32 protein-coding genes are annotated in these 17,226 nt (G+C 58.0%); 19 read left to right on the top strand and 13 right to left on the bottom strand.

Annotation, left to right across the window (positions count from 1 at the left end; all coding sequences use genetic code 11):
- Positions 1-50: 50 nt before the first annotated feature.
- Together LDH74_RS01280 and LDH74_RS01275 are read right to left on the bottom strand one after the other, a co-directional pair.
- Positions 51-236 carry a hypothetical protein gene (locus LDH74_RS01280; protein WP_226040832.1) on the bottom strand — a complete coding sequence of 62 codons (186 nt, stop codon included), beginning with the start codon at positions 234-236 and terminating at the stop codon, positions 51-53.
- Positions 237-1,150: 914 nt separating this feature from the next.
- Positions 1,151-1,483, bottom strand: coding sequence for a hypothetical protein (locus LDH74_RS01275; protein WP_226040831.1), 333 nt, complete (start codon positions 1,481-1,483; stop codon positions 1,151-1,153).
- 126 nt (positions 1,484-1,609) lie between these two features.
- Here LDH74_RS01275 and LDH74_RS01270 point away from each other — a divergent pair, with 126 nt between their 5' ends.
- Complete coding sequence (locus tag LDH74_RS01270; RefSeq protein WP_226040830.1) at positions 1,610-1,873, top strand: HalOD1 output domain-containing protein; 264 nt, start codon at positions 1,610-1,612, stop codon at positions 1,871-1,873.
- Positions 1,874-1,931: 58 nt separating this feature from the next.
- Positions 1,932-2,270 (top strand): hypothetical protein, encoded by a 339-nt coding sequence (locus LDH74_RS01265; RefSeq protein ID WP_226040829.1) that lies wholly within the window; start codon positions 1,932-1,934, stop codon positions 2,268-2,270.
- Between the two features lie 3 nt (positions 2,271-2,273).
- Here the strand turns inward: LDH74_RS01265 and LDH74_RS01260 are convergent, their stop codons facing one another.
- The 3 genes from LDH74_RS01260 to LDH74_RS01250 are packed head-to-tail and all read right to left on the bottom strand — an operon-like array spanning position 2,274 to position 3,469.
- Positions 2,274-2,561, bottom strand: coding sequence for a hypothetical protein (locus LDH74_RS01260; protein ID WP_226040828.1), 288 nt, complete (start codon positions 2,559-2,561; stop codon positions 2,274-2,276).
- Complete coding sequence (locus tag LDH74_RS01255) at positions 2,554-3,216, bottom strand: J domain-containing protein (protein ID WP_226040827.1); 663 nt, start codon at positions 3,214-3,216, stop codon at positions 2,554-2,556. The genes LDH74_RS01260 and LDH74_RS01255 overlap by 8 nt, the downstream gene beginning before the upstream one ends.
- Entirely contained in the window at positions 3,209-3,469 is a 261-nt protein-coding gene (locus LDH74_RS01250; RefSeq protein ID WP_226040826.1) for a hypothetical protein, read from the bottom strand. Before LDH74_RS01250 ends, LDH74_RS01255 begins: the two co-directional genes overlap by 8 nt.
- A 182-nt stretch (positions 3,470-3,651) precedes the next feature.
- Here LDH74_RS01250 and LDH74_RS01245 point away from each other — a divergent pair, with 182 nt between their 5' ends.
- The 4 genes from LDH74_RS01245 to LDH74_RS01230 all read left to right on the top strand — a co-directional run bounded on the left by LDH74_RS01245 (position 3,652) and on the right by LDH74_RS01230 (position 5,027).
- Entirely contained in the window at positions 3,652-4,050 is a 399-nt protein-coding gene (locus LDH74_RS01245; RefSeq protein WP_226040825.1) for a hypothetical protein, read from the top strand.
- A 3-nt stretch (positions 4,051-4,053) separates the two neighbouring features.
- Positions 4,054-4,302 carry a hypothetical protein gene (locus LDH74_RS01240; RefSeq protein ID WP_226040824.1) on the top strand — a complete coding sequence of 83 codons (249 nt, stop codon included), beginning with the start codon at positions 4,054-4,056 and terminating at the stop codon, positions 4,300-4,302.
- A complete protein-coding gene (locus tag LDH74_RS01235) occupies positions 4,302-4,718 on the top strand; it encodes a hypothetical protein (RefSeq protein ID WP_226040823.1) in 417 nt (138 codons plus the stop codon). Before LDH74_RS01240 ends, LDH74_RS01235 begins: the two co-directional genes overlap by 1 nt.
- Positions 4,719-4,829: 111 nt before the next feature.
- Entirely contained in the window at positions 4,830-5,027 is a 198-nt protein-coding gene (locus LDH74_RS01230) for a hypothetical protein (RefSeq protein WP_226040822.1), read from the top strand.
- A gap of 9 nt (positions 5,028-5,036) precedes the next feature.
- Here the strand turns inward: LDH74_RS01230 and LDH74_RS01225 are convergent, their stop codons facing one another.
- Both LDH74_RS01225 and LDH74_RS01220 read right to left on the bottom strand, forming a co-directional pair.
- Positions 5,037-5,303, bottom strand: a complete 267-nt coding sequence (locus tag LDH74_RS01225; protein WP_226040821.1) for a hypothetical protein — start codon at positions 5,301-5,303, stop codon at positions 5,037-5,039.
- Positions 5,284-5,793: a hypothetical protein gene (locus LDH74_RS01220; protein WP_226040820.1), complete on the bottom strand. Its 510-nt coding sequence runs from the start codon at positions 5,791-5,793 to the stop codon at positions 5,284-5,286. Before LDH74_RS01220 ends, LDH74_RS01225 begins: the two co-directional genes overlap by 20 nt.
- Before the next feature lie 305 nt (positions 5,794-6,098).
- On the opposite strand from LDH74_RS01220, the gene LDH74_RS01215 reads away from it, so the two are divergent.
- Positions 6,099-7,169 (top strand): AAA family ATPase, encoded by a 1,071-nt coding sequence (locus LDH74_RS01215; RefSeq protein WP_226040819.1) that lies wholly within the window; start codon positions 6,099-6,101, stop codon positions 7,167-7,169.
- 318 nt (positions 7,170-7,487) lie between these two features.
- Here the strand turns inward: LDH74_RS01215 and LDH74_RS01210 are convergent, their stop codons facing one another.
- On the bottom strand, positions 7,488-7,826 hold the full coding sequence (locus tag LDH74_RS01210) for a HalOD1 output domain-containing protein (RefSeq protein WP_226040818.1): 339 nt from the start codon (positions 7,824-7,826) through the stop codon (positions 7,488-7,490).
- A 62-nt stretch (positions 7,827-7,888) separates the two neighbouring features.
- Positions 7,889-8,542 carry a helix-turn-helix domain-containing protein gene (locus tag LDH74_RS01205; RefSeq protein WP_226040817.1) on the bottom strand — a complete coding sequence of 218 codons (654 nt, stop codon included), beginning with the start codon at positions 8,540-8,542 and terminating at the stop codon, positions 7,889-7,891.
- 239 nt (positions 8,543-8,781) lie between these two features.
- On the opposite strand from LDH74_RS01205, the gene LDH74_RS01200 reads away from it, so the two are divergent.
- Positions 8,782-9,222, top strand: coding sequence for a response regulator (locus tag LDH74_RS01200; protein ID WP_226040816.1), 441 nt, complete (start codon positions 8,782-8,784; stop codon positions 9,220-9,222).
- A gap of 170 nt (positions 9,223-9,392) precedes the next feature.
- On the opposite strand, the gene LDH74_RS01195 is transcribed toward LDH74_RS01200, so the two are convergent.
- Positions 9,393-9,584 (bottom strand): ribbon-helix-helix domain-containing protein, encoded by a 192-nt coding sequence (locus tag LDH74_RS01195; RefSeq protein ID WP_226040815.1) that lies wholly within the window; start codon positions 9,582-9,584, stop codon positions 9,393-9,395.
- 97 nt (positions 9,585-9,681) lie between these two features.
- Here LDH74_RS01195 and LDH74_RS01190 point away from each other — a divergent pair, with 97 nt between their 5' ends.
- From LDH74_RS01190 to LDH74_RS01150, 9 genes are all read left to right on the top strand, one after another.
- A complete protein-coding gene (locus LDH74_RS01190; protein WP_226040814.1) occupies positions 9,682-9,882 on the top strand; it encodes a ribbon-helix-helix protein, CopG family in 201 nt (66 codons plus the stop codon).
- A gap of 312 nt (positions 9,883-10,194) precedes the next feature.
- Positions 10,195-10,419 (top strand): hypothetical protein, encoded by a 225-nt coding sequence (locus LDH74_RS01185; protein ID WP_226040813.1) that lies wholly within the window; start codon positions 10,195-10,197, stop codon positions 10,417-10,419.
- Entirely contained in the window at positions 10,416-10,646 is a 231-nt protein-coding gene (locus LDH74_RS01180; protein WP_226040812.1) for a hypothetical protein, read from the top strand. Before LDH74_RS01185 ends, LDH74_RS01180 begins: the two co-directional genes overlap by 4 nt.
- Complete coding sequence (locus LDH74_RS01175) at positions 10,646-11,011, top strand: hypothetical protein (RefSeq protein WP_226040811.1); 366 nt, start codon at positions 10,646-10,648, stop codon at positions 11,009-11,011. The genes LDH74_RS01180 and LDH74_RS01175 overlap by 1 nt, the downstream gene beginning before the upstream one ends.
- Positions 11,008-11,748: a hypothetical protein gene (locus LDH74_RS01170; protein WP_226040810.1), complete on the top strand. Its 741-nt coding sequence runs from the start codon at positions 11,008-11,010 to the stop codon at positions 11,746-11,748. The genes LDH74_RS01175 and LDH74_RS01170 overlap by 4 nt, the downstream gene beginning before the upstream one ends.
- On the top strand, positions 11,745-12,059 hold the full coding sequence (locus tag LDH74_RS01165) for a hypothetical protein (protein ID WP_226040809.1): 315 nt from the start codon (positions 11,745-11,747) through the stop codon (positions 12,057-12,059). Before LDH74_RS01170 ends, LDH74_RS01165 begins: the two co-directional genes overlap by 4 nt.
- The gene (locus LDH74_RS01160) at positions 12,059-12,205 is read left to right on the top strand and encodes a hypothetical protein (RefSeq protein ID WP_226040808.1); all 147 of its coding nucleotides are present in this window, start codon (positions 12,059-12,061) and stop codon (positions 12,203-12,205) included. Before LDH74_RS01165 ends, LDH74_RS01160 begins: the two co-directional genes overlap by 1 nt.
- The gene (locus LDH74_RS01155; protein WP_226040807.1) at positions 12,205-13,203 is read left to right on the top strand and encodes a hypothetical protein; all 999 of its coding nucleotides are present in this window, start codon (positions 12,205-12,207) and stop codon (positions 13,201-13,203) included. The genes LDH74_RS01160 and LDH74_RS01155 overlap by 1 nt, the downstream gene beginning before the upstream one ends.
- Positions 13,200-13,640, top strand: coding sequence for a hypothetical protein (locus LDH74_RS01150; RefSeq protein WP_226040806.1), 441 nt, complete (start codon positions 13,200-13,202; stop codon positions 13,638-13,640). Before LDH74_RS01155 ends, LDH74_RS01150 begins: the two co-directional genes overlap by 4 nt.
- Positions 13,641-13,668: 28 nt before the next feature.
- On the opposite strand, the gene LDH74_RS01145 is transcribed toward LDH74_RS01150, so the two are convergent.
- Positions 13,669-13,878, bottom strand: coding sequence for a hypothetical protein (locus LDH74_RS01145; protein ID WP_226040805.1), 210 nt, complete (start codon positions 13,876-13,878; stop codon positions 13,669-13,671).
- A gap of 195 nt (positions 13,879-14,073) precedes the next feature.
- Between LDH74_RS01145 and LDH74_RS01140 the strand changes: the two genes are divergently transcribed.
- Complete coding sequence (locus tag LDH74_RS01140; protein WP_226040804.1) at positions 14,074-14,367, top strand: hypothetical protein; 294 nt, start codon at positions 14,074-14,076, stop codon at positions 14,365-14,367.
- Positions 14,367-14,552 carry a hypothetical protein gene (locus LDH74_RS01135; protein ID WP_226040803.1) on the top strand — a complete coding sequence of 62 codons (186 nt, stop codon included), beginning with the start codon at positions 14,367-14,369 and terminating at the stop codon, positions 14,550-14,552. The genes LDH74_RS01140 and LDH74_RS01135 overlap by 1 nt, the downstream gene beginning before the upstream one ends.
- A 1-nt stretch (position 14,553) precedes the next feature.
- On the opposite strand, the gene LDH74_RS01130 is transcribed toward LDH74_RS01135, so the two are convergent.
- Together LDH74_RS01130 and LDH74_RS01125 are read right to left on the bottom strand one after the other, a co-directional pair.
- Positions 14,554-15,822, bottom strand: coding sequence for a tyrosine-type recombinase/integrase (locus LDH74_RS01130; RefSeq protein WP_226040802.1), 1,269 nt, complete (start codon positions 15,820-15,822; stop codon positions 14,554-14,556).
- Positions 15,823-16,091: 269 nt separating this feature from the next.
- On the bottom strand, positions 16,092-17,177 hold the full coding sequence (locus LDH74_RS01125; RefSeq protein WP_226040801.1) for a succinylglutamate desuccinylase/aspartoacylase family protein: 1,086 nt from the start codon (positions 17,175-17,177) through the stop codon (positions 16,092-16,094).
- Positions 17,178-17,226: the final 49 nt, after the last annotated feature.

Here is a 17,226-nt window from a genome sequence, read left to right as displayed (position 1 = left end):
GTTATGCTACTGTATAACATCATCACTGTTAAGAATGTCGCAGAATAATGTTATTCAGTACCTGTTTTAGATGCGTTGACGGCCTCGGCAGGCTTGACGGCACGATCGACGAGGCGGCTCGCTGCGAGCTGCCAGGCGTGCTCGGCGAGCTCGGGATCACCAATTTCGTAGTGGACGCTGAACTCGGTCAGTGCGACGGCGATCAGGAGGTCTTTCTGTCGATCGATGAGAGACATCGCCGGCGTTGGCCGCGGCTCCGTATAGAAACACTCGCGTCACAGAAACGCCGGCCAGAGGCCAGCGTTGAGCCCCCATCCAACGTCAATGGGTATCGACTTGGGTGGGTCCGAGATCAAGTTTGACAATCTGGCTATTGACTTCACGTCGGAACGTGGTTCGATCTCGAAGACGAGGGACCGTATGTCTCGTAGCGGACGGATTCTGTCAGGCAACGACTGAATCCTCTCTCCTCGCCATCTGTTCTTTGTGACCATACTGCTATCAACTTATTGGCTAATTGGAACTAACACAAACAGTTAATGGACATCACCATGAATAATAGATTGCCTCCGATCCCCTTCCCCCACACATCTGGAGGCACCCCACATCTCCCCCATTCCGTTTTCAATATGATATCGAAAGTATCGGAACCTCCCCTCCCACGGTTGGGAAGAGGTGCATCTGTTCTCCCGGGTCTTAAGGCTCGCTTTAGCGACGAGAAGCAAGTTTAGGACACAGTTGAGCAGCTGTGTCTACAGGACGAGGCACTCAATCGGGAGATCTGAACGGAGGTGGACAGTAAAAGTGCAGCGCTACTCCCCGATCTCGTTCCACACAATCCTCCAGCCTTCATCGTACTGAGCCGGAACCCGTCCAATCTTGTGACCTGGCACGTCACCCTGCGACTCGGTCAAGTCGTTCAGTCGTTTTATTCTTCTATTCGTCGTTAGTCCCATGAATCGTTTTGGGAGGTGATCCGGCCGTTTGACAGTAAGCAAGACCACCTTTCGATCATTCTGTGATTGGATCTCCTCTACGATTGCCTCATATGTCTCAGTCATCATGCTCTTATATTGGCGGAGGGGAGTCTCTTTTTCGCACCGCTAACCCGGACATATCTTTTGGTAACCGAATTGTATAGCTGCTTGGGTTACTGGTCATTTGGCTGTTCTAACACCTTTGCAACCGTAAGTAACATGTCGAATTTGGTCGACTCATCGGTGAGTTGTATCGTCTGCTCGTCTTTGTTGTAGTAGATAAACTCGAGCGGCTGAGTTTTTGGGAGGTGGTGGTGGTACAGTGATAGTTCGATGTCTTCCAGATCGCCATCAGATTTCGTTTCCGCCGCATCTGCTTCCATCTCGGCAACCGCTTCCACTACATCGTCTATGTGGACCGCCCCATCCTGCTCCTGAAGATAGTACAAAGTGTACCGCCGCCGCTCATTATGTAACAGATCTAGCGTATTGTCAACAGAAACCATGTGAGTAAGTAACACTCCAAAGTGTAAAACCCTGATGGTATTTGAGGGGGTGTTAGCCCCAGGCATTATCACCACCAGAAATAAAACACCCACCATATATTAATGCCACCGCGTAGAGAACCGGCTATGGGAGGAAATTCGATTGGGAAAGCAGATATCTGTGTCTGTATTATTGACAGTATTGCACAAAAGGATGGTACAGATCCTTTAGATCTTCCGCCGTTACACGACAGTATTGATACTGACGCCCTTGGCGATCTCTTCGCGACGACCACGGGCGGGGCAGAGCGATCTGGCCGGATCGAATTCCGATATGCTGGGTATCAGGTCCGCGTCGAATTCGATGAGGAGCCAACGGTCACAGTGGAAGGGATTGCGACACCGAACTAACGGAAGAATCGGAACCGACCCGGATAGCGCTAAGGCGGTTCTGATCTCTTCTTTAGGTATGCACGAGTACGCTCGGAAACAGCGAGTCCTCCGATACGAACTCGCTCAGAGACTGCTGGAACTCCGGGTCGGCGATGTCGAGGCGATGGTGCGGGCGCTCTGCAAACGAGATGGTGTCTTTTGGACCGTCGTTGCAATCCGCGATCGCGGTCGTGAGGCAGTGATCTACGCCCGCCGGTTCGACGGACACGAGAACAGGCTTGGCGTCAATGAAATCGATCGCGATGGGGAGTTACCGTTTCGGGAGTGGCTCTGGAAAGGGGACGAAGATCGGCTCGAGGACTGGCTCGAGAAGCATCGCGATGAACTGGACTGGGTGCATCATGAGTGGCGGTAGTCACTACTCAATCTCGCGCTCTTCGAGCACGTCGACGATATCCTCCGTATGGAGGTGAACCCGTCGGAACACGGTCCGGTCGCCGTCCGAATAGAGCCGCTCCTGCTCGAGTGTTTTCTCGTCGCGATCGTCGTCGACGACGCCACGCGAACGGTAGGCGTAGGCCTGCGTCGTCCCATCAGAGAAGTGCGTCGCCCGGATCGACCACTCGTCACCCCAGCGACCGCGAGCTGCAGCCTCGAGGCGCTCGAGTGCTTCCTCGCGACCGTCTAGTTCGTGGTCGTCAGTCATCGTCCAGCATCGCCTCTTTCGCCTTCTGGATCCGGACGAATTTCTCTTCGTCGGGGTCGTCACTGTCGGGGTGAACGTTCGCCGACTTCCGGCGGGCGACCGCTGTGACGACGTCGTCGGAGGCGTCTGGCGAGATCTCAAGGATCTCGTGGGGCTCCTCGTCGAACTCGTCTTCGCTCGAGGCCGGCGGTGCCGCGATCGCCTCCTCGTCTGCTGGAGGCAGCCGCGCAGTCTCGACTGTATCGGCCGCAGTCTGCACACCGCAGCGCTCGGCGAGGCGCTGGCGGCGGGCCCAGAGTGCGATCGCCCGCGCGTTCTCGCGCTGGGTTTCCCAGCAGTCACAGGAGACGGCGAACTCGTGATCGGCGGCCTCACCCTCACGTCGGAAGTAGGCCGCGACACCAACGTCGTCGGGCTTGTCGTGCTGGTGGGGGATGTTCGGTCTGTCCACGTAGTGCTGGGAGGCCGTCTTGATCCGGACACTCCCCTCGGTGGCTTCCCACTGTTCGAGCTCGTCGACGATCGACTGGAACGACTCTTTCCGCGTGGGCGAAAGGTCGCCCGGGTAGGAGTCGCGGTCGGCTGGGTCGATTCGGCTGTGGCCTCGAGGCCAGTCGATCTTGCGGCCGCCGTCGGTCTCCTGGACGCTACTCATCGTCCACCTCCTCGCGTGGATCCTTGACGATCTCGTAGATCCCGGTGTCGTAGAGATCGCGGATGTGGCCGTGTTCAGCCAGCCGCGTGAACCGACTTGAGACCCACTGTCTCGAGGTGTCGATATCTTCCGCGCGCATGAACAGCGTCGGTGACGCGCGGCCCTCTGTAGCGAGGTACTCGACAATTTGCTTGTCGAGATCGTTCAGGTCGTCGGGTGTGAGGGTCACACCACTCTGGTTTCTCACCGCCATTTACAAGTGCAACGTTTGATGGCACCGTGGGAAAATGTTTCGGTCGTCTACCTACAACCGCTATTGACAACCGCAAGCTTTACATGCGCAAGTGACGTACTGTAGGATGAGCACGGGAGTTCGGCTGAGGAAATGGCCGTCGGGCGCTGTAACGCCCTCGACCGTGCTGGAGAAACCAGCGTATGAGCGTACAACACCCAACGGATGAAACCGTTTCGACTGACGCACAGGCACAGATTGACGACGTCGTCCTCGAGCGACGTAGCTGGAACTACGGCTACGTCGGCGAAGACACGAAAGGCCGTCACCACCACGTTGACCGCAAACTCGAGCGAATCGTCGTCACGAAGTCTCGAGCAGACCGCGACGACTCCGGTGCGGTGCCGGTGTTCTCGCTGCGGGGCCCGATCCTGCACACGGAAGGCATCCTACTCGGATCGATGGGCGAGGGCGGTGACGATCTCCGGCGCTGGATCCAGTTCATTGACCAGGAGGTCGGCGACGACGATGAGAGTGGCTGGGCCGAACGACCGGTCTCGGCAGCTGACCAGGCGTACGACATCCTTGAGGAGGTGCTGTAAACGATGATAGCTGGCAGAGATCCCAACGGCTGCGAGCGCTGCGATGCACTCCGACCGCTCGATGCCCGCGGCCTATGCGACTCCTGCGGGAAGGTTGTCGATCGGCGCGAACTCCAGGCCCGAGTCGCGGATGCCCGCGAACAGCAGGCCCAACAAGATCTCAAACACCAGCGTCAGTTCGCTTGCGAAGCCGAAGCGGTCGCCGGCCCAGAGATCCGTGCCGACGGCGGCGACGGTGGGGGTGAGCGGTGATGCAGGCTCGGAAGCGACTCAACGAACTCGTCCACAAGCGTGCGAACGCGTTCGACACGACGATCTGCCACAACAACGTCTACGAGGCAGTCCAGGGCCACCATGATCACGGGGTCGACCTCGAGCGGTACGTCTCGGTCGCGGAGGACATCTACGAACTCTCGACCGACGAGGATCTCGAGGACCGCCGGCTGGACGTCTTCGGTGCAGCCGAAGAGATCAACGACCACATCGACGACGTCGTTGACGAGGTCATCGCCGCCGCACTCGTGGATCTGCTCAAGGTCGTCGACGACTGGGAAGACGCCTGGAGCGACGACGAGATCGCGGACGCGAAGGTGGAGGCCCGAGACTGGCTGCAGGGACACTCCGAGGCCGCGAAGCGCGCCGGCGTCTGGGACGAGGTGACCGCGTGATGGCGGCCAGCGGTGACACGGTCGAGATGAGGGTCACGTTCGAGCGCCCGCTGACCGACGAGAAGGTCGCCGAGCGCTGCCGGGCGATCGCCGAGTTCCTAGAGGACAACGATGGCTGACGATGCGGTTGACATCCGCTATCGGCCGACCGGCGGCCCGCTGCGGAAGGTATCCTTCCGGCCGCGGTCAGACGGTGGCTGGCTACGGGTGACGCTCGAGTGGAACGGTTGTCAATGGCGCGAGACCGGGTGCGAGCCCGTCGAGGATGTCGCCCTCGAGTGCGCCGACGGCGTCGCGATCGGCGAGTAGTACGGTTTTCTATTGGCCTGGTATTTTGAGTTCATATTTGATAAATTCCCAACACCGATAGAATACTAAGAGAACGAATATCGCAAGCAGGACTGTCCCTGAATACAAGACGAAATGGACGAGTTCCTTATAAACTGTCACCAGCAACGTTACAATCGTGACAAAGCCGAGAATACCACCTAATAACGTGTTTTTCAGCTTCTGGAATAGCTCCTGATTCTCCTCCTCAAGGATGAAGAAGGCGTTGGCAACGGCTTCAATAACCGCTAAGATCATACCAGAGTCTCCCAAACCCGAGCGCCGAAAGGAAGAGCAGGACGGTAAGCCCTGCAACGAGGGCTACTGGAAGAATGTCCGCGCTGAACATCATCAGAAACAGTAAGAGGAACGCGACACTGGCCAGCGACGAAAGGCCGAGAAACGTGCGGAACTCGGTTACGTCAATAGTGGCTGTGTCGCTTGCCATCTCGTTTTCTATTATGACCTCCAGCGTACTTACCCTTTGTTGCAGAGTATCTACCTTCACTCGAAGCGCTTCTGAATCCTGGTAGGAGCCGCCTATCACCTTGCTTTCTCGATACTCAATCCGCTCCTTTGCCTCATTTTCAACCTCCTGCTCTAATTCGCCCCAATCGGTATCTTGGTCACCGACCATCTCATCAATGACGCGCTCTCCATAGCGCCAGCCAGTCTCCCAATCGTCTTTCCCGCCAGCCTTTCCATCAGAATCATCCTGTTGGAGGGCATTTAGCGGGAGTTCCTGCATGGTAGGCTACTTCTCATTATCATCTGATTAATCTTGTGAATGTTTGCCCTACTTTACAATAGGTTTCGAAACGTCGCCCATTACGGCTTTAGGATGGTTATCGAAATGGTCCGAGTCTATTGAGAGGGGGTCTCTCGAAACTGCAGACGGCATCACATCGGCAAAAGTAGTTTCGGAATCAGTAACGGAAGCGACAAACCATTTTCCTGACGGTTGTACTACCAGGATTACCCGATAGCCCCTGTATCGGAACTATCGGAAACCGGGTTCCATCACTTATGTCGGAGAGGTGAGACTGCCAGGGTATGATTGAATCGCAGTGGGTTTTCGACGACGAGTACCCGACCGATATTCTCCACCGGCACGAGGAGAAAAACTCGCTCTCTCGCTTACTCGAGCCGGCCCAACACGGCGAACGTGCCAACGACATCCTGATCTACGGCCCCAGCGGTGTCGGGAAGACGGCGACCGCTCGGCAGATGCTACGCGATCTCCGCAAGCGGTCCACGGTCAGCTCCGCACTGATCGAGTGCTCGGGCAAGACGGGGAACGGGATCCTTCACGAGGCGATCGAGAAATATCCGAAGGGAACGATGGTCCATCGAAACCAGCCACGGGAGGACCTCGTTGCGATGCTCGAGAAGATCGTCGATGGACCGTTTATCGTCGTGCTCGACGAGGCCGACGTGATCCCCGACCTGGACGTCCTCGAGGATCTGCTCTCCGTCGACGGCGTCTCGACCATCGCGATCACGCACCAGCACGTCGAGTGGCTCAACCGAATCGATCGCGATCTCCGCGCTCGCTTCCACGGCGACTCCCAGATCGAGTATCGGAAGTACAGTACTGACGAGCTCGTGGATATCCTCGAGCCCCGCGTCGAGCATGGCCTGACTGGAGATCCGACCCAGGATGGGCACCTCGAGCGGATCGCCGACGAGACCGGCGGCGTTGCTCGATGGGCGATTAAAACCGTGCTCTCCGCTGCAGAGCTGGCGCTCGAGCGTAATCACGACTACTTCCATGACGAGGACGTCGCGGATGCGTTCGGGCGGGCGAAGCAAAAGATACGGAAGGACAACCTTCGGAGTCTACCGCTGCCCCACCAGCGCCTCTACGAGATCGTCCGTGTTCTGGGGCCGATCTCCGGTGGTGAGATGCGCGAGGTCTACGGCAAGCAGAAAGAGGCGATCTTCGAAGGTCGCGGCCACGATCCGGTGAGTTGGCGGCAGGCATGGAACTACCTGAGCAAGATGGCCGACTACGATTTGATCAGGATGCCCGGAGACACGAACGCGAAGGTGTACGAAGCGACCGACGAAGAGTTAGAAGCGCCTGTCGGGTTTGATCCGGGAGAGACCACAGAAGTGAATTGATCTGTTCGGTTAGATCAAATTATTCGGAGCTTCCTCCCTTCGGAACGACTGGACACTACGGCTGCGAACTGATCGCGAGGAGATCATTAGTGAGTCCATGTGATTGACAATAAAATTTCGAGCCCGACATCAAAATTTCAGAAACCGTGGGCCTCTATGTACGTTTCATGTACATTTCCGTTCTTCATAAAAATTCAAATTCCTCTTCGTCACAATTCGGACATGCTGTGCCGTGATATGGTTCTGGTTCTGCACTCCGATTGGCCATAAAAACAAACTCACACTTCATACATTCAACATACTCTCTCACCACAGCAATCACACGTTCTCCCCTGTCGGCTGTTCGAAGATAATGGCCCCGGTACTATCGACTGTTACATCAAAGTCGGCATATTCGAAAGAGACTTGGCACTCCTCTCGGGTTGCGGAGACCATCTGATTTAGAGCATCAGGGTCGATAGCCTGATACAATGGGTCCAGTTCTAGTGGATCCGTTTGGGTGAGAGTGCCGATTGCAGCGACGACAGCATGGCTCGGATCGTCGAGAGCAAAATCGCATTCGACACGATAGCGCCCCTCATCACATGGCTTGACATTAGGAGCAGTTGACAGAGTCCCAGCGACGGGGTTCTCGGCGGGGGTATTTTCTCTGTTCACATCATAGACAGGGGCGGAAGGCGGATGAAAATGGCTTTTGCTTAGGCAACTCCTTTATATGATCATTCCGGCGACGAATGGATAATAGTACTGGAAACCAACCGTCTCATACCCCGTCGCAGTCGCGAAGCGAATGCTTGGCGGGTAATTCCAAGTTCATCAGCGACATCATCTTGGGACACATCCCGGGGAGAATCAAAGTAGCCACGAGCGTACGCGAGTGTCAAGGCTTCTCGTTGTGCCTCTGTGAGGTCGTACTCATTCCCCGAGTGCATTGGGGACAACGCGTGGAGTTGGACGAGTTCAAGGGGAATATCACACTCATTGCAATATGATTGGAAATCCGAGATATCTTGCTGGTCCTCACCACGGACATCAAATGTCCATTTATCCTCCTTCCCAATAGCTGATATGAGTGACACACCCGTTTCGAGGATTGCTTTGAGGACACTCTCGTAATCTAAATCCCACTCAATCCGAATAAGTGCCTCGTCCCCAACTTTATCAACTACTTTCAAATCGTTGAGGCCGGGATGATTGATTCCATCCATAGAAACCTCTGAGTCGTTGCCAAGTTGTAACCAAAAGTATGGAATTATTGCGTGATTCGTAGGAACGACGCGGTCTAATTCCACTTGGGAGTTAGGGAACTTCTCGAAGACTTCCGCGAGGGGGAACTCGTCATCAGTGGATGTGAACGAGGCCTCAATTGCCATGTTACTATTTATCGTGAATGGGTAAAAATCCCACCCCTCGGGGACCGTGTCCAGTTCAAGAGCATTTACCTCACAGATCCGTGTGAAAAATACCGCTATTTGACCATGTGTAGTTGCCGTTCAGTACATGTGCGTACTGAACGATAATAGGAAACAACAGTCGATGTTGAAGACTCGAAATTATACCTATTAGGCATCTCACCAAATCTCTTATATCGAGTTATCCAATTCACCACACCATGGGAAACGGGTCATCAGAGGCGGTAATACTGCTGGTAGAAGACAATCCTGGCGACGTTCGCCTCATCGAAGAAACCTTCTCAGACGGGAACATCGAAAACACACTCAACGCCGTCACTGATGGCCAGTCAGCACTCGACTTCATCTATCAACGTGGAGAGTACGACGACGCACCTCGACCAGACATTGTATTGCTCGATCTGAATCTGCCGAAGGTGGATGGTGAAGATGTTTTACACGAAATCAAACACCACCCCGAGTTGGATCATGTCCCAGTGGTCATCCTGACCGGGATGAAGGAAGACCTGATCGAGTCCCGTGACCTTGATCATGATGCAGACGAAGATGCAGTCCTCAAAAAGCCAGTTGACCCTGGCGAGTTCGTTGAGGTAATTCGATCGTTCGAGCAGTTTCAGTTAGCAGTTATGCGAGTGGACTGACGGGCACAGCTTCTGCGGTAAGTCCTCGACCTGTACTGAACGGCAACGAAGATAGCAGACTACGATTTTATCAGGATGCCTGGAGACACAAACGCGAAACAGTATGAAGTGACCGACGAAGAGTTAGAAGTGCCTGTTGAGTTCAATCCGCGAGAGGCTACAGAAGCAAATTAGTCAGCTGTCACCATCGCCGCCGTCGAATCGGATTTCGAGTTTCCCTCTACCCATTCCTCCATGAGAGTACGGATGACCTCACTCCTCGAAGCGTCGCGATCGATCTCTCCCTCCGCCTTCAGCTCGAAGACCTTGTCGTCGAAGTCCTCGAGCAGCTCGTCGGGAACAGTGATCCCAGTATTTGCCATAGTGGTGGTGTGGTACCTTGGTACTATAAATGCTAGTGGTTAAACAGTCTGGTGAGCTACCAAACATTTATGCTGGTAGGCTGGTAACGTGGTGGTGATGGCATCTCCAGGGGTAAGCATCCCGGACGAAATGATCGAGGAGGTCGATGAGATAGCCTATGAGCGTAGCGAACCCGGCGATTCGGTAAGCCGCTCAGAAATCATTCGCGAGGCGATTGACGAATATCTTGAGCGACAAGACTGTCGGCCGGATCAGGCAAACGACGACTCGGTCAACGGAGCACAGGCTACGAACTAAACTGCGGAAGTCGGGCGTCCTCAGCGCCCGACTCGAGGACACTCTGATACGCATGATCACAGACGCACCACACGGTCATAGTTACACAGCGGGTAAGACGGTTGCAACAGCCGTTAACCGACAATTGCCCGTCAGTAGCTATTTCGAAATGCCGCGGGTCGCTTTTAGTGTGTATCAGGTCCAACAGAGAATCAGTTACTCGCGGCCACGGCCGGAGCGCGACCAGGGTCCAACCGTTCGCGCCCCGGCAGTCCGCGGGTTACAGACGACAACCATCCGGGGCAGGAATCCCGCCCCGGCGCATCCGTAACCATGTACGCAGACGACAACCATACAGAAGACGATACCGGATCGAATAGTGCGCAACCAACCCCCGCGAACTACCTGCAGTCCGTCCTCGGACGGCTGACCAGCGAACCGCCGCGCGTCCAGCAGCGGGTCGACGAGACGGGCCGCTTCTGGCTCGAGGACCGGGAGAATCGCGAGGAAGCGTACGTCTGGTCACGCCAAACGATCGATGTGGAGGCGGTTCGATGAACGCCGACGAGGCCGCCGGACGCGTCGACGACGCACACTCATCGATTCGAGATGCCCTCACCGCACTCGACGATATCCCGCTGACAGCGCTCAACGAGACGGAGCGCGAACACGCCCTCGCCGCTGTTTCGGATCTGTACAATGCGGACGTGGCGATGTCGGAACGGTCGACGATCGAGCCACACCCGAAGCCGAAAGACGTCCTCGGTGACGGAGGTGAGGCCTGATGGCGAACACCCTCACCATCGATCAGTACCGCCAGTGGGTCAACGACTACCTCGACGCGATCGAGGACGCAACCGACGAGGAACAGGTGATCGTCACTGGTGATTTCGAAGGGGACGTTGATCTCAGAGCGTCAGATGGCCACGACTCGAAGCGTATCGATGGGGCGATCGGGTACCCCAACGAGATGTGGGGCGTTCCCGGCACGAAGCCGCTAAGAGATGTCATCGCAGGATCGATCGAACGTGATCGTCTCCTTGGCTCGGCGGTCGTCCCTCGACGGACGATTTCTGAGACAGCCGAGGAGATCATCAGGGAACAGGCGGACGATCTCGAGGTGCGGGAAAACGGAGGTGAGTCGGCATGATCGCCGGCCAGCTGGCGCTCCTCGCCGTGCCCGCCGCCGACCCCCTCGAGAACCACCACGATCAGACGGGGCGCGCCCTCGAGGTCGAAGAGACCCAGGCCTATCTGGACGGGCTCACCATCCAGTCGGGGCTGGTCGCCGGCGAAGTCCCCCAAGAGGAGGAACGCGTCCTGATCGACGGCCACGAGATCGAGACCGAGACGCGGAAGGTCACCCGGAGGGTCGCGAGCGAGTGGGTCGCCGACGTCGACGGCGAGGGCTGGATCCTCGCCGAACAGACGCACACGAGCGACCTCGAGGCCGACCCCGACTGGCCGTTCAACGAGTTCTCGCGGTTCGCCGGCCCGGAGATTGCACCGGTCCGCCTCAAGCCGTGGGAGTTCATTCGGAACCAGCGCGATGCCGATCGGACGTGGAACGTCGAGATGGTCACCCAGGAGTCCAACCTCGACGACGTCACGATCGAGTGGGGCCACGGGGCGCTCAAGTCCAAGGCCACCGATGCAGATGTCGGCGTCGCGGGGACGATCTTCTGGAACGACATCCACGTCCGCCTGGTCATCTACGCGAGTGGATACATCGCCATCTGGGAGCCCAGCGAGATGAAGCCCGAGCTGCTCGGGCGGTTCATCCACGAAGAGATCGTCCCGGTCGCGACGTTCGACGACGAGGCCGAGGTCGAAGAGGACGAAGGCGCTGAGCAGGCGACGCTTGAGGACAGCGGGGCGGAAGCATGAAGCGAGCCCCCCACGACGGCGCGGATCTGTTCGATGAGCCGCTCGAGATCGAGCGCGCGTTCCTGAAGATCTCGGGGAGTGGTGGCGATGCCACGCTCGAGCGCGATGTCGAGTACGACCACAACCCCAGCGTCGAGTTCGATGCACGTGCGTTCCCGGGCATGGTCGAAGCGTCGGTCGACTTCGAGAAGTTCGGCTACGACGGCCGTGCGATAATCGACTGGAGTGATGAGGACCTCCGCGAGTTCATCGAAGCCGTTGCGCCGTATGTCGGCCTCCGCGTCGAACAGATCGATAGAGGTGAGTGGTAATGTCCGTTGACGAGTTCCGTGACCAACTGGACACGGCCCTCGCATCGGCGATCGCCGGCGACGCCGACTTGGGCGAAGTCGATCAGGCTCTCGAGGACGCACGCGGACGTATCGACGAGATCCGAACGGCTCGAGGTGAGGCCTGATGTCGTCGTGCCCCACCTGCGGAAACCGTGATTACCTCTGCCAGAGCTGCAAGATGGAGGAACTCGAGGACCGGCTCGGCCTTCCAGAGGATCACTTCGACGCCAACGCAGGGATCGTCTGCTGGGTCCAGGACCTCAACGGTGACTGGCATGCCTCGATGTATTTCGAGGGGACGCGCCACGCCGCTGCCTGCGGTGAGTGTTTCGAGACGCCGGTCGCGGACGTCCGCGACGATCCGCGTCGGCTCGCGGACGCTCACACCTGCGACGACTGCGAGGCGTACCTCGAGGCCGACGAGAACGAGACCGTCCCCGACGGCGGCGAGTTCGCGACGGCGAGCGAGCTGCGGGCCGACGGCGGCGAGGTCGACGTCTATCAGTGGGTGCTCGAGAACGTCCACGAGTACCCTGCAGGGACCGACTCCCGCTGGGGCTCTCGAGGGAACCTCGTTCATCAGGGACGGAAGCTTGACGGCGTCGAGAAGGACGACGTCCAGATGGCGATCGCCCGCGCGGTCGGCAACGAGGACCTCCTCTCGTGGCACGGGCTGCTGGCTCGAGCCGAGATCGATCGGCTTCGAAAGATCACCCGCGTCGAGCACGAAGAGCACGATATCACCCGCGGGATCCTCGTCGGGAAGTGCAACAAGCTCATCGCCACGAAGAAGCAGGAGCAGGCCGATGAGCCCGCCGAACGGGAGATCACGACCGACGGGGGCGTCGATCAGTCACTGAGCGGGATTTGCTCGTTTGAGTCCTCAACAAGAGTGAAGCTGGTTCCGCCGCACTTGCAGAAGCCTTGCCCCATTGCCTTCGGTTCTCCATCTATGATATCCATTCCAGGCTGTATCAATCCACACTGGTCGCAGGTTACAACCACCTCTTTTGCTCTCTCTGTCATCTCACTAAAGGCTATTACTATTGGATGTAGTAATAGACTTTCCCAACTATCACGATCACTGAAACGATCACAGCAGCCGGGAGATGACCAACAGTGACGGGTGGTTCGTACCGGACCCACTGCGACGACTGCGAGGCCGAGATCCGTGCGTCGGCGCGGTACTGTCCCGACTGCGGGGAACGCCAGCAGTGGTTCACTGACGACGAGGACCCCGACGGCAACCTCGAGGAAGTCTTCCGTCGCGAGACGATCACCGAGGCCGGCGACGGCGGCCTCCTGGTCGGCGAGCGCGCGGTCGTCGATCGCGTTGACGATGTCTGCTCCGAACTCGAGGCGCTCCGCGACGAAGCTGACAACCCGGACGCCCAGGCGGCGCTGCGCTCTGCGATCGGCAACGTCTGGAGTGCGTCGGTGATCCAGCGCCTCGACGAGAACAGTGATATCCGGATGATCGCCGATACAGGACGCGGGAACACGTCCGTCAGCGGGCCCGTCGCAGACGATTTCACACGCGAGCGGGGTGAGTCGCGATGAACCCCGACAAGTCCTCGAGCGGTACTGTTCAGGAGTTTTTGTCTTCAGTTGTTCTGAATTCCAACCAGATCCCTGCTAATATAATCAGAAGCAAGACGCCAAGAGCTACGAATATCGCGTCTTCTGTTTGTCCGCCTATTGAGGCTTCCACGAAGCTGCCTATCAATCCTACCAAGAGTCCAATGAGGGCAGTAGCTGCGATTAACAGTATCACTAAGCGGTCACTGTATTCACCCATAGCGGGATGCACGCTTCTGCTCAAGATAAGCAACCAGCATGAAATCCCAGACCGATTCTCTGAACGCTCTGTTCGTTCACTTCATACGGGCACTGATCGCGACCGCGCCCAGATGGACCCGCGAGTAGCAGATCTGCTCGTCGTCGCGCTCGGGCTCGTTCTCACCGGCGTGATCACTGTGGGGGCGATCGTCCCATGAGCGCGACCACACAGTCTCCCCAGAGCGTCGAGCTCGAGGTATCGGGTCACGCTCGACATCGCTGGGAGAAGCGATCACCCCAGCCGCATCTGGACCTACGGGCAGCGTGGAGCGAGGCGGAGTCGGTTCACTACCCGAGTATCAAGCCGCCTAGCGAACACGCACGCTACCACACCGAGACAGATCTTGTCCTGTTAGTGGCCCAAGACGGCACGATGACGACCTGCATCCCCCTGTCGGATCGATCTCCAGACGAACAGCAGTACGTCCGAAATCAGGTGAGCGACTAATGAGCCAACCAGATTCAACAAGCGACATACGGTTTATAGAAACCGACGAAGACGATCCGCTGAGCTTCTGCCGACAACATCCCGACGCGGTCCGAGAGGCGAAACGACAAGCCGAAGAAGAGGGGTACAACGCGTTTGCAGCAGCCTGCGACGCTGTGATAGACGAGGTCGATCCCGATGAGTGACTCACTCCGACGTATCGGTGTCGACCTGGACGTCGTTCGTGGCCAGCGCGCTCAGGATCTCACTCACACCGAGTTGGACGTCTTCCCCGTCGGCGTCAACGATGAACTGAGAGCCTTCGGCAGTCGCTTCTTTCGTGGCCTCACGAGCCTCCGGAGTCACGGCATCGCCACACCGCGGGCAGTAGTCATGATACGGCGCGATGGGCTCGAGGCAGTTCCCACACGGTTGGCGTTCCTGCGACGGCCCATCGTCACTGTCTCCGAGTCCAACCTTCTCGAAGATAGCGTCGTTGTGTTGCTCGCCGGAGATGTGTTCGTACGTACTCCACATATTGGAGTCAACCGTCCAGTGGACCCGGTGTTCGACCTCTGCACGGTCGTAGCCTTCACGACGCATTCGCGTGATCGCGCTGTGGCGGAAGTTATGGGGGTTGACCGGCTTCTCGAGATCGGCTTTCTCAGCTGCTCGGTGGAGTTGGTTCCTGATGGTCTGCGGGGCGAGCGAGCCATCGTCTCCCTCGAGGTCGTTGCCGTGTCCCTCCATCTTGTGGAAGAAGGCGACATCGTCACGATCGGGGCGCGGGTGGACGCGATGGAGGTAGGTTCGCAGCGTTGCCTTGGCGTCGATGATCGGATAGGGGCGGATTCCCGCGCCCTTCAGCCCCGACGCATTCGGGTTCGGTGTGAACGTCGCCTGGTCGCTCTTGAGATCGACATCGCCGACCCGCAGAGAACCGACGAGCGAGATGCGGGCTCCGGTATCAGCGAGGAACTCGACCAGTGCGATATCCCGGAGGTTGTTCGCGCCGTCGCACAGCGCTTTGATATCCTCATTCGTCAGGATATCGTCTTCGGTGACCGGCGTCGAGTCGGGGGTGACGAGTTCGATGTCTTCGGCCCAGGAAAAGTCCGTCTCGACGAGGCTGTCGATCGTCGTGAGGAACTTCTTCAACGCGAACTGGTATGTCTGGACGGTCTTGGCGGCGAATCCGGGCGTGTCGCCTCGGCCATACTCCGGCGAGTGTTGCAGTTCGAAGATGAACTCATCGAAGCTGTCCTCGTCGAGATCGATGAGCGGTTGGTCGAGGCGCCTCGCGTTGAGTCTGAGATTTCCCAGATATTCGGCCATGCTGCTGGTCTTCACTCGACCGTCGCACTTCCGGACGAATCGCTTGACGTAGGGCTGGTCCTTGGGGTGAAACTCGTCGATGCGATCGAGTTGCTGCTGAAACCGGCGATCGAAACTCTGGAAATCGTCAATGTCACCCATACCACAACAATGAGAGTCCGCTATTATAATACTGAGTCAGGTAAAGAAGTTACTTTTATCTCTTCCACCCGGCCATTAGTGCGCGGTAATACCACAAGAATCAAAGTAAATTTTTCCACAAAGGTGAAATCAGTTCGGGCACGTCCTCTCGGATGTCCGACTTCCCGGCGACAGTCGCGAAGCCCTCACCGTACGGATTGCTGTCTGTCAGTTTCGGCGTACCCGCGGGACGGTCGGAGTTTCGTCGACAAACCGGTCAGGGAGCCGCCTCAGAGATCCGATCGCGAACTCTCCGTCGTCCGCTCGCGCTCGAGGGCCGTGAGCGTGTCCGGCGAGAGGCCGACCAGGTGACAGAGCGGGTTCCCCGGGTAGACGACCGGATTCTCGAGGACGCCGACGATGAGGCCGGTGAAGGGGGCCTCGACCGTGACGATGTCTTCCTCCTCTTTGAACGGGTTCGTGACCGTACAGATCACCTCGCCCTCCTCGACGAGCGCGCCGCGACCGCGTTTCATGTCGACGATACCGCCGGCGTCCGCGCGGAGCCAGGTTTTCTCGTTGTCGTCGTCGATGATCGTTCGCCAGCCGGGCCAGTGAACGGAGGACTTCCGGTGACAACCGAACTCCGCGAGGACGCTCGCGACGCCGGTGAGCGCACGATCGATCAGCCGCCGCTGAAACCGGTGGGCCTCGCCCATTTCGACGGTAATCGTCGGGATGTCGGCTTCGGTCGCCTCGCGGCGCAGCGTCCCCGACGGCCCCTCGCCGGCGATGATGACGTTGGAACTGAACGCCATGGCGAGTCTGCCGACGTCCGATCGTTCCATGTTCGCCCGGACGTGGAGCATGTTCGTTCGCCCTCGCGTGGAGGTGTGGAAGTCGATCCCGAGGTCACAGGGTTCGATGAAATTGGTGAAGATCTGGTGGGCCATCCGTCTGGCACTCGTCGACCCCTCCCGACCGGGGAACGATCGGTTCAGGTCCCGGTCGTAGATCGGCAGATACCGCTCCTGTGCGAGGAAGCCGGGAACGTTCATCACCGGCAGGCACACCAGCGTCCCGTGGAGCACGGAGTGGTCCCAGTCGTGGGCGACTTCGCGAACGACCTCGATCCCGTTGAGTTCGTCGCCGTGGGCCGCCGCCGAGAGAAAGACCGTCGGCCCGGGATGTTCGCCGTTGATCACCGTGACGGGGATCCTGACGGGATCGCCGAGATACGTCTCGCTGATGCCGTAGCGAATGTTCGCCGATTCACCGGGATCGACCCGGCCACCGTTGTAGGTAAAGGCCTCGGCCATCGTTTCGGATCCATCCGCTCCGTCGGGTGGCTCGCTCGTCGTCGCGTTGTCGCTCATATGACGTGCTCCGGCGGCACCACCGTGAATGTTCTCCCTTCAGTATTGC

This window comes from Natrinema sp. DC36 (assembly GCF_020405225.1).
GTDB lineage: Archaea > Halobacteriota > Halobacteria > Halobacteriales > Natrialbaceae > Natrinema.
Note: the sequence above shows the minus strand (reverse complement) of the source record. Positions and strands in the feature narration are given on the sequence as shown.

Bases quoted from the DNA above. Each gene is read 5' to 3' on its own strand.
- LDH74_RS01260 (WP_226040828.1), bottom strand. From the start codon at position 2,561: ATGACTGACGACCACGAACTAGACGGTCGCGAGGAAGCACTCGAGCGC.
- LDH74_RS01235 (WP_226040823.1), top strand. From the start codon at position 4,302: ATGCAGGCTCGGAAGCGACTCAACGAACTCGTCCACAAGCGTGCGAAC.
- LDH74_RS01185 (WP_226040813.1), top strand. From the start codon at position 10,195: ATGTACGCAGACGACAACCATACAGAAGACGATACCGGATCGAATAGT.
- LDH74_RS01255 (WP_226040827.1), bottom strand. From the start codon at position 3,216: ATGAGTAGCGTCCAGGAGACCGACGGCGGCCGCAAGATCGACTGGCCT.
- LDH74_RS01165 (WP_226040809.1), top strand. From the start codon at position 11,745: ATGAAGCGAGCCCCCCACGACGGCGCGGATCTGTTCGATGAGCCGCTC.
- LDH74_RS01225 (WP_226040821.1), bottom strand. From the start codon at position 5,303: ATGATCTTAGCGGTTATTGAAGCCGTTGCCAACGCCTTCTTCATCCTT.
- LDH74_RS01160 (WP_226040808.1), top strand. From the start codon at position 12,059: ATGTCCGTTGACGAGTTCCGTGACCAACTGGACACGGCCCTCGCATCG.
- LDH74_RS01145 (WP_226040805.1), bottom strand. From the start codon at position 13,878: ATGGGTGAATACAGTGACCGCTTAGTGATACTGTTAATCGCAGCTACT.
- LDH74_RS01265 (WP_226040829.1), top strand. From the start codon at position 1,932: ATGCACGAGTACGCTCGGAAACAGCGAGTCCTCCGATACGAACTCGCT.
- LDH74_RS01245 (WP_226040825.1), top strand. From the start codon at position 3,652: ATGAGCGTACAACACCCAACGGATGAAACCGTTTCGACTGACGCACAG.
- LDH74_RS01280 (WP_226040832.1), bottom strand. From the start codon at position 236: ATGTCTCTCATCGATCGACAGAAAGACCTCCTGATCGCCGTCGCACTG.
- LDH74_RS01200 (WP_226040816.1), top strand. From the start codon at position 8,782: ATGGGAAACGGGTCATCAGAGGCGGTAATACTGCTGGTAGAAGACAAT.
- LDH74_RS01220 (WP_226040820.1), bottom strand. From the start codon at position 5,793: ATGCAGGAACTCCCGCTAAATGCCCTCCAACAGGATGATTCTGATGGA.
- LDH74_RS01215 (WP_226040819.1), top strand. From the start codon at position 6,099: ATGATTGAATCGCAGTGGGTTTTCGACGACGAGTACCCGACCGATATT.
- LDH74_RS01240 (WP_226040824.1), top strand. From the start codon at position 4,054: ATGATAGCTGGCAGAGATCCCAACGGCTGCGAGCGCTGCGATGCACTC.
- LDH74_RS01195 (WP_226040815.1), bottom strand. From the start codon at position 9,584: ATGGCAAATACTGGGATCACTGTTCCCGACGAGCTGCTCGAGGACTTC.
- LDH74_RS01205 (WP_226040817.1), bottom strand. From the start codon at position 8,542: ATGGCAATTGAGGCCTCGTTCACATCCACTGATGACGAGTTCCCCCTC.
- LDH74_RS01130 (WP_226040802.1), bottom strand. From the start codon at position 15,822: ATGGGTGACATTGACGATTTCCAGAGTTTCGATCGCCGGTTTCAGCAG.
- LDH74_RS01230 (WP_226040822.1), top strand. From the start codon at position 4,830: ATGGCTGACGATGCGGTTGACATCCGCTATCGGCCGACCGGCGGCCCG.
- LDH74_RS01175 (WP_226040811.1), top strand. From the start codon at position 10,646: ATGGCGAACACCCTCACCATCGATCAGTACCGCCAGTGGGTCAACGAC.
- LDH74_RS01270 (WP_226040830.1), top strand. From the start codon at position 1,610: ATGGGAGGAAATTCGATTGGGAAAGCAGATATCTGTGTCTGTATTATT.
- LDH74_RS01180 (WP_226040812.1), top strand. From the start codon at position 10,416: ATGAACGCCGACGAGGCCGCCGGACGCGTCGACGACGCACACTCATCG.
- LDH74_RS01190 (WP_226040814.1), top strand. From the start codon at position 9,682: ATGGCATCTCCAGGGGTAAGCATCCCGGACGAAATGATCGAGGAGGTC.
- LDH74_RS01170 (WP_226040810.1), top strand. From the start codon at position 11,008: ATGATCGCCGGCCAGCTGGCGCTCCTCGCCGTGCCCGCCGCCGACCCC.
- LDH74_RS01250 (WP_226040826.1), bottom strand. From the start codon at position 3,469: ATGGCGGTGAGAAACCAGAGTGGTGTGACCCTCACACCCGACGACCTG.
- LDH74_RS01125 (WP_226040801.1), bottom strand. From the start codon at position 17,177: ATGAGCGACAACGCGACGACGAGCGAGCCACCCGACGGAGCGGATGGA.
- LDH74_RS01155 (WP_226040807.1), top strand. From the start codon at position 12,205: ATGTCGTCGTGCCCCACCTGCGGAAACCGTGATTACCTCTGCCAGAGC.
- LDH74_RS01140 (WP_226040804.1), top strand. From the start codon at position 14,074: ATGAGCGCGACCACACAGTCTCCCCAGAGCGTCGAGCTCGAGGTATCG.
- LDH74_RS01135 (WP_226040803.1), top strand. From the start codon at position 14,367: ATGAGCCAACCAGATTCAACAAGCGACATACGGTTTATAGAAACCGAC.
- LDH74_RS01275 (WP_226040831.1), bottom strand. From the start codon at position 1,483: ATGGTTTCTGTTGACAATACGCTAGATCTGTTACATAATGAGCGGCGG.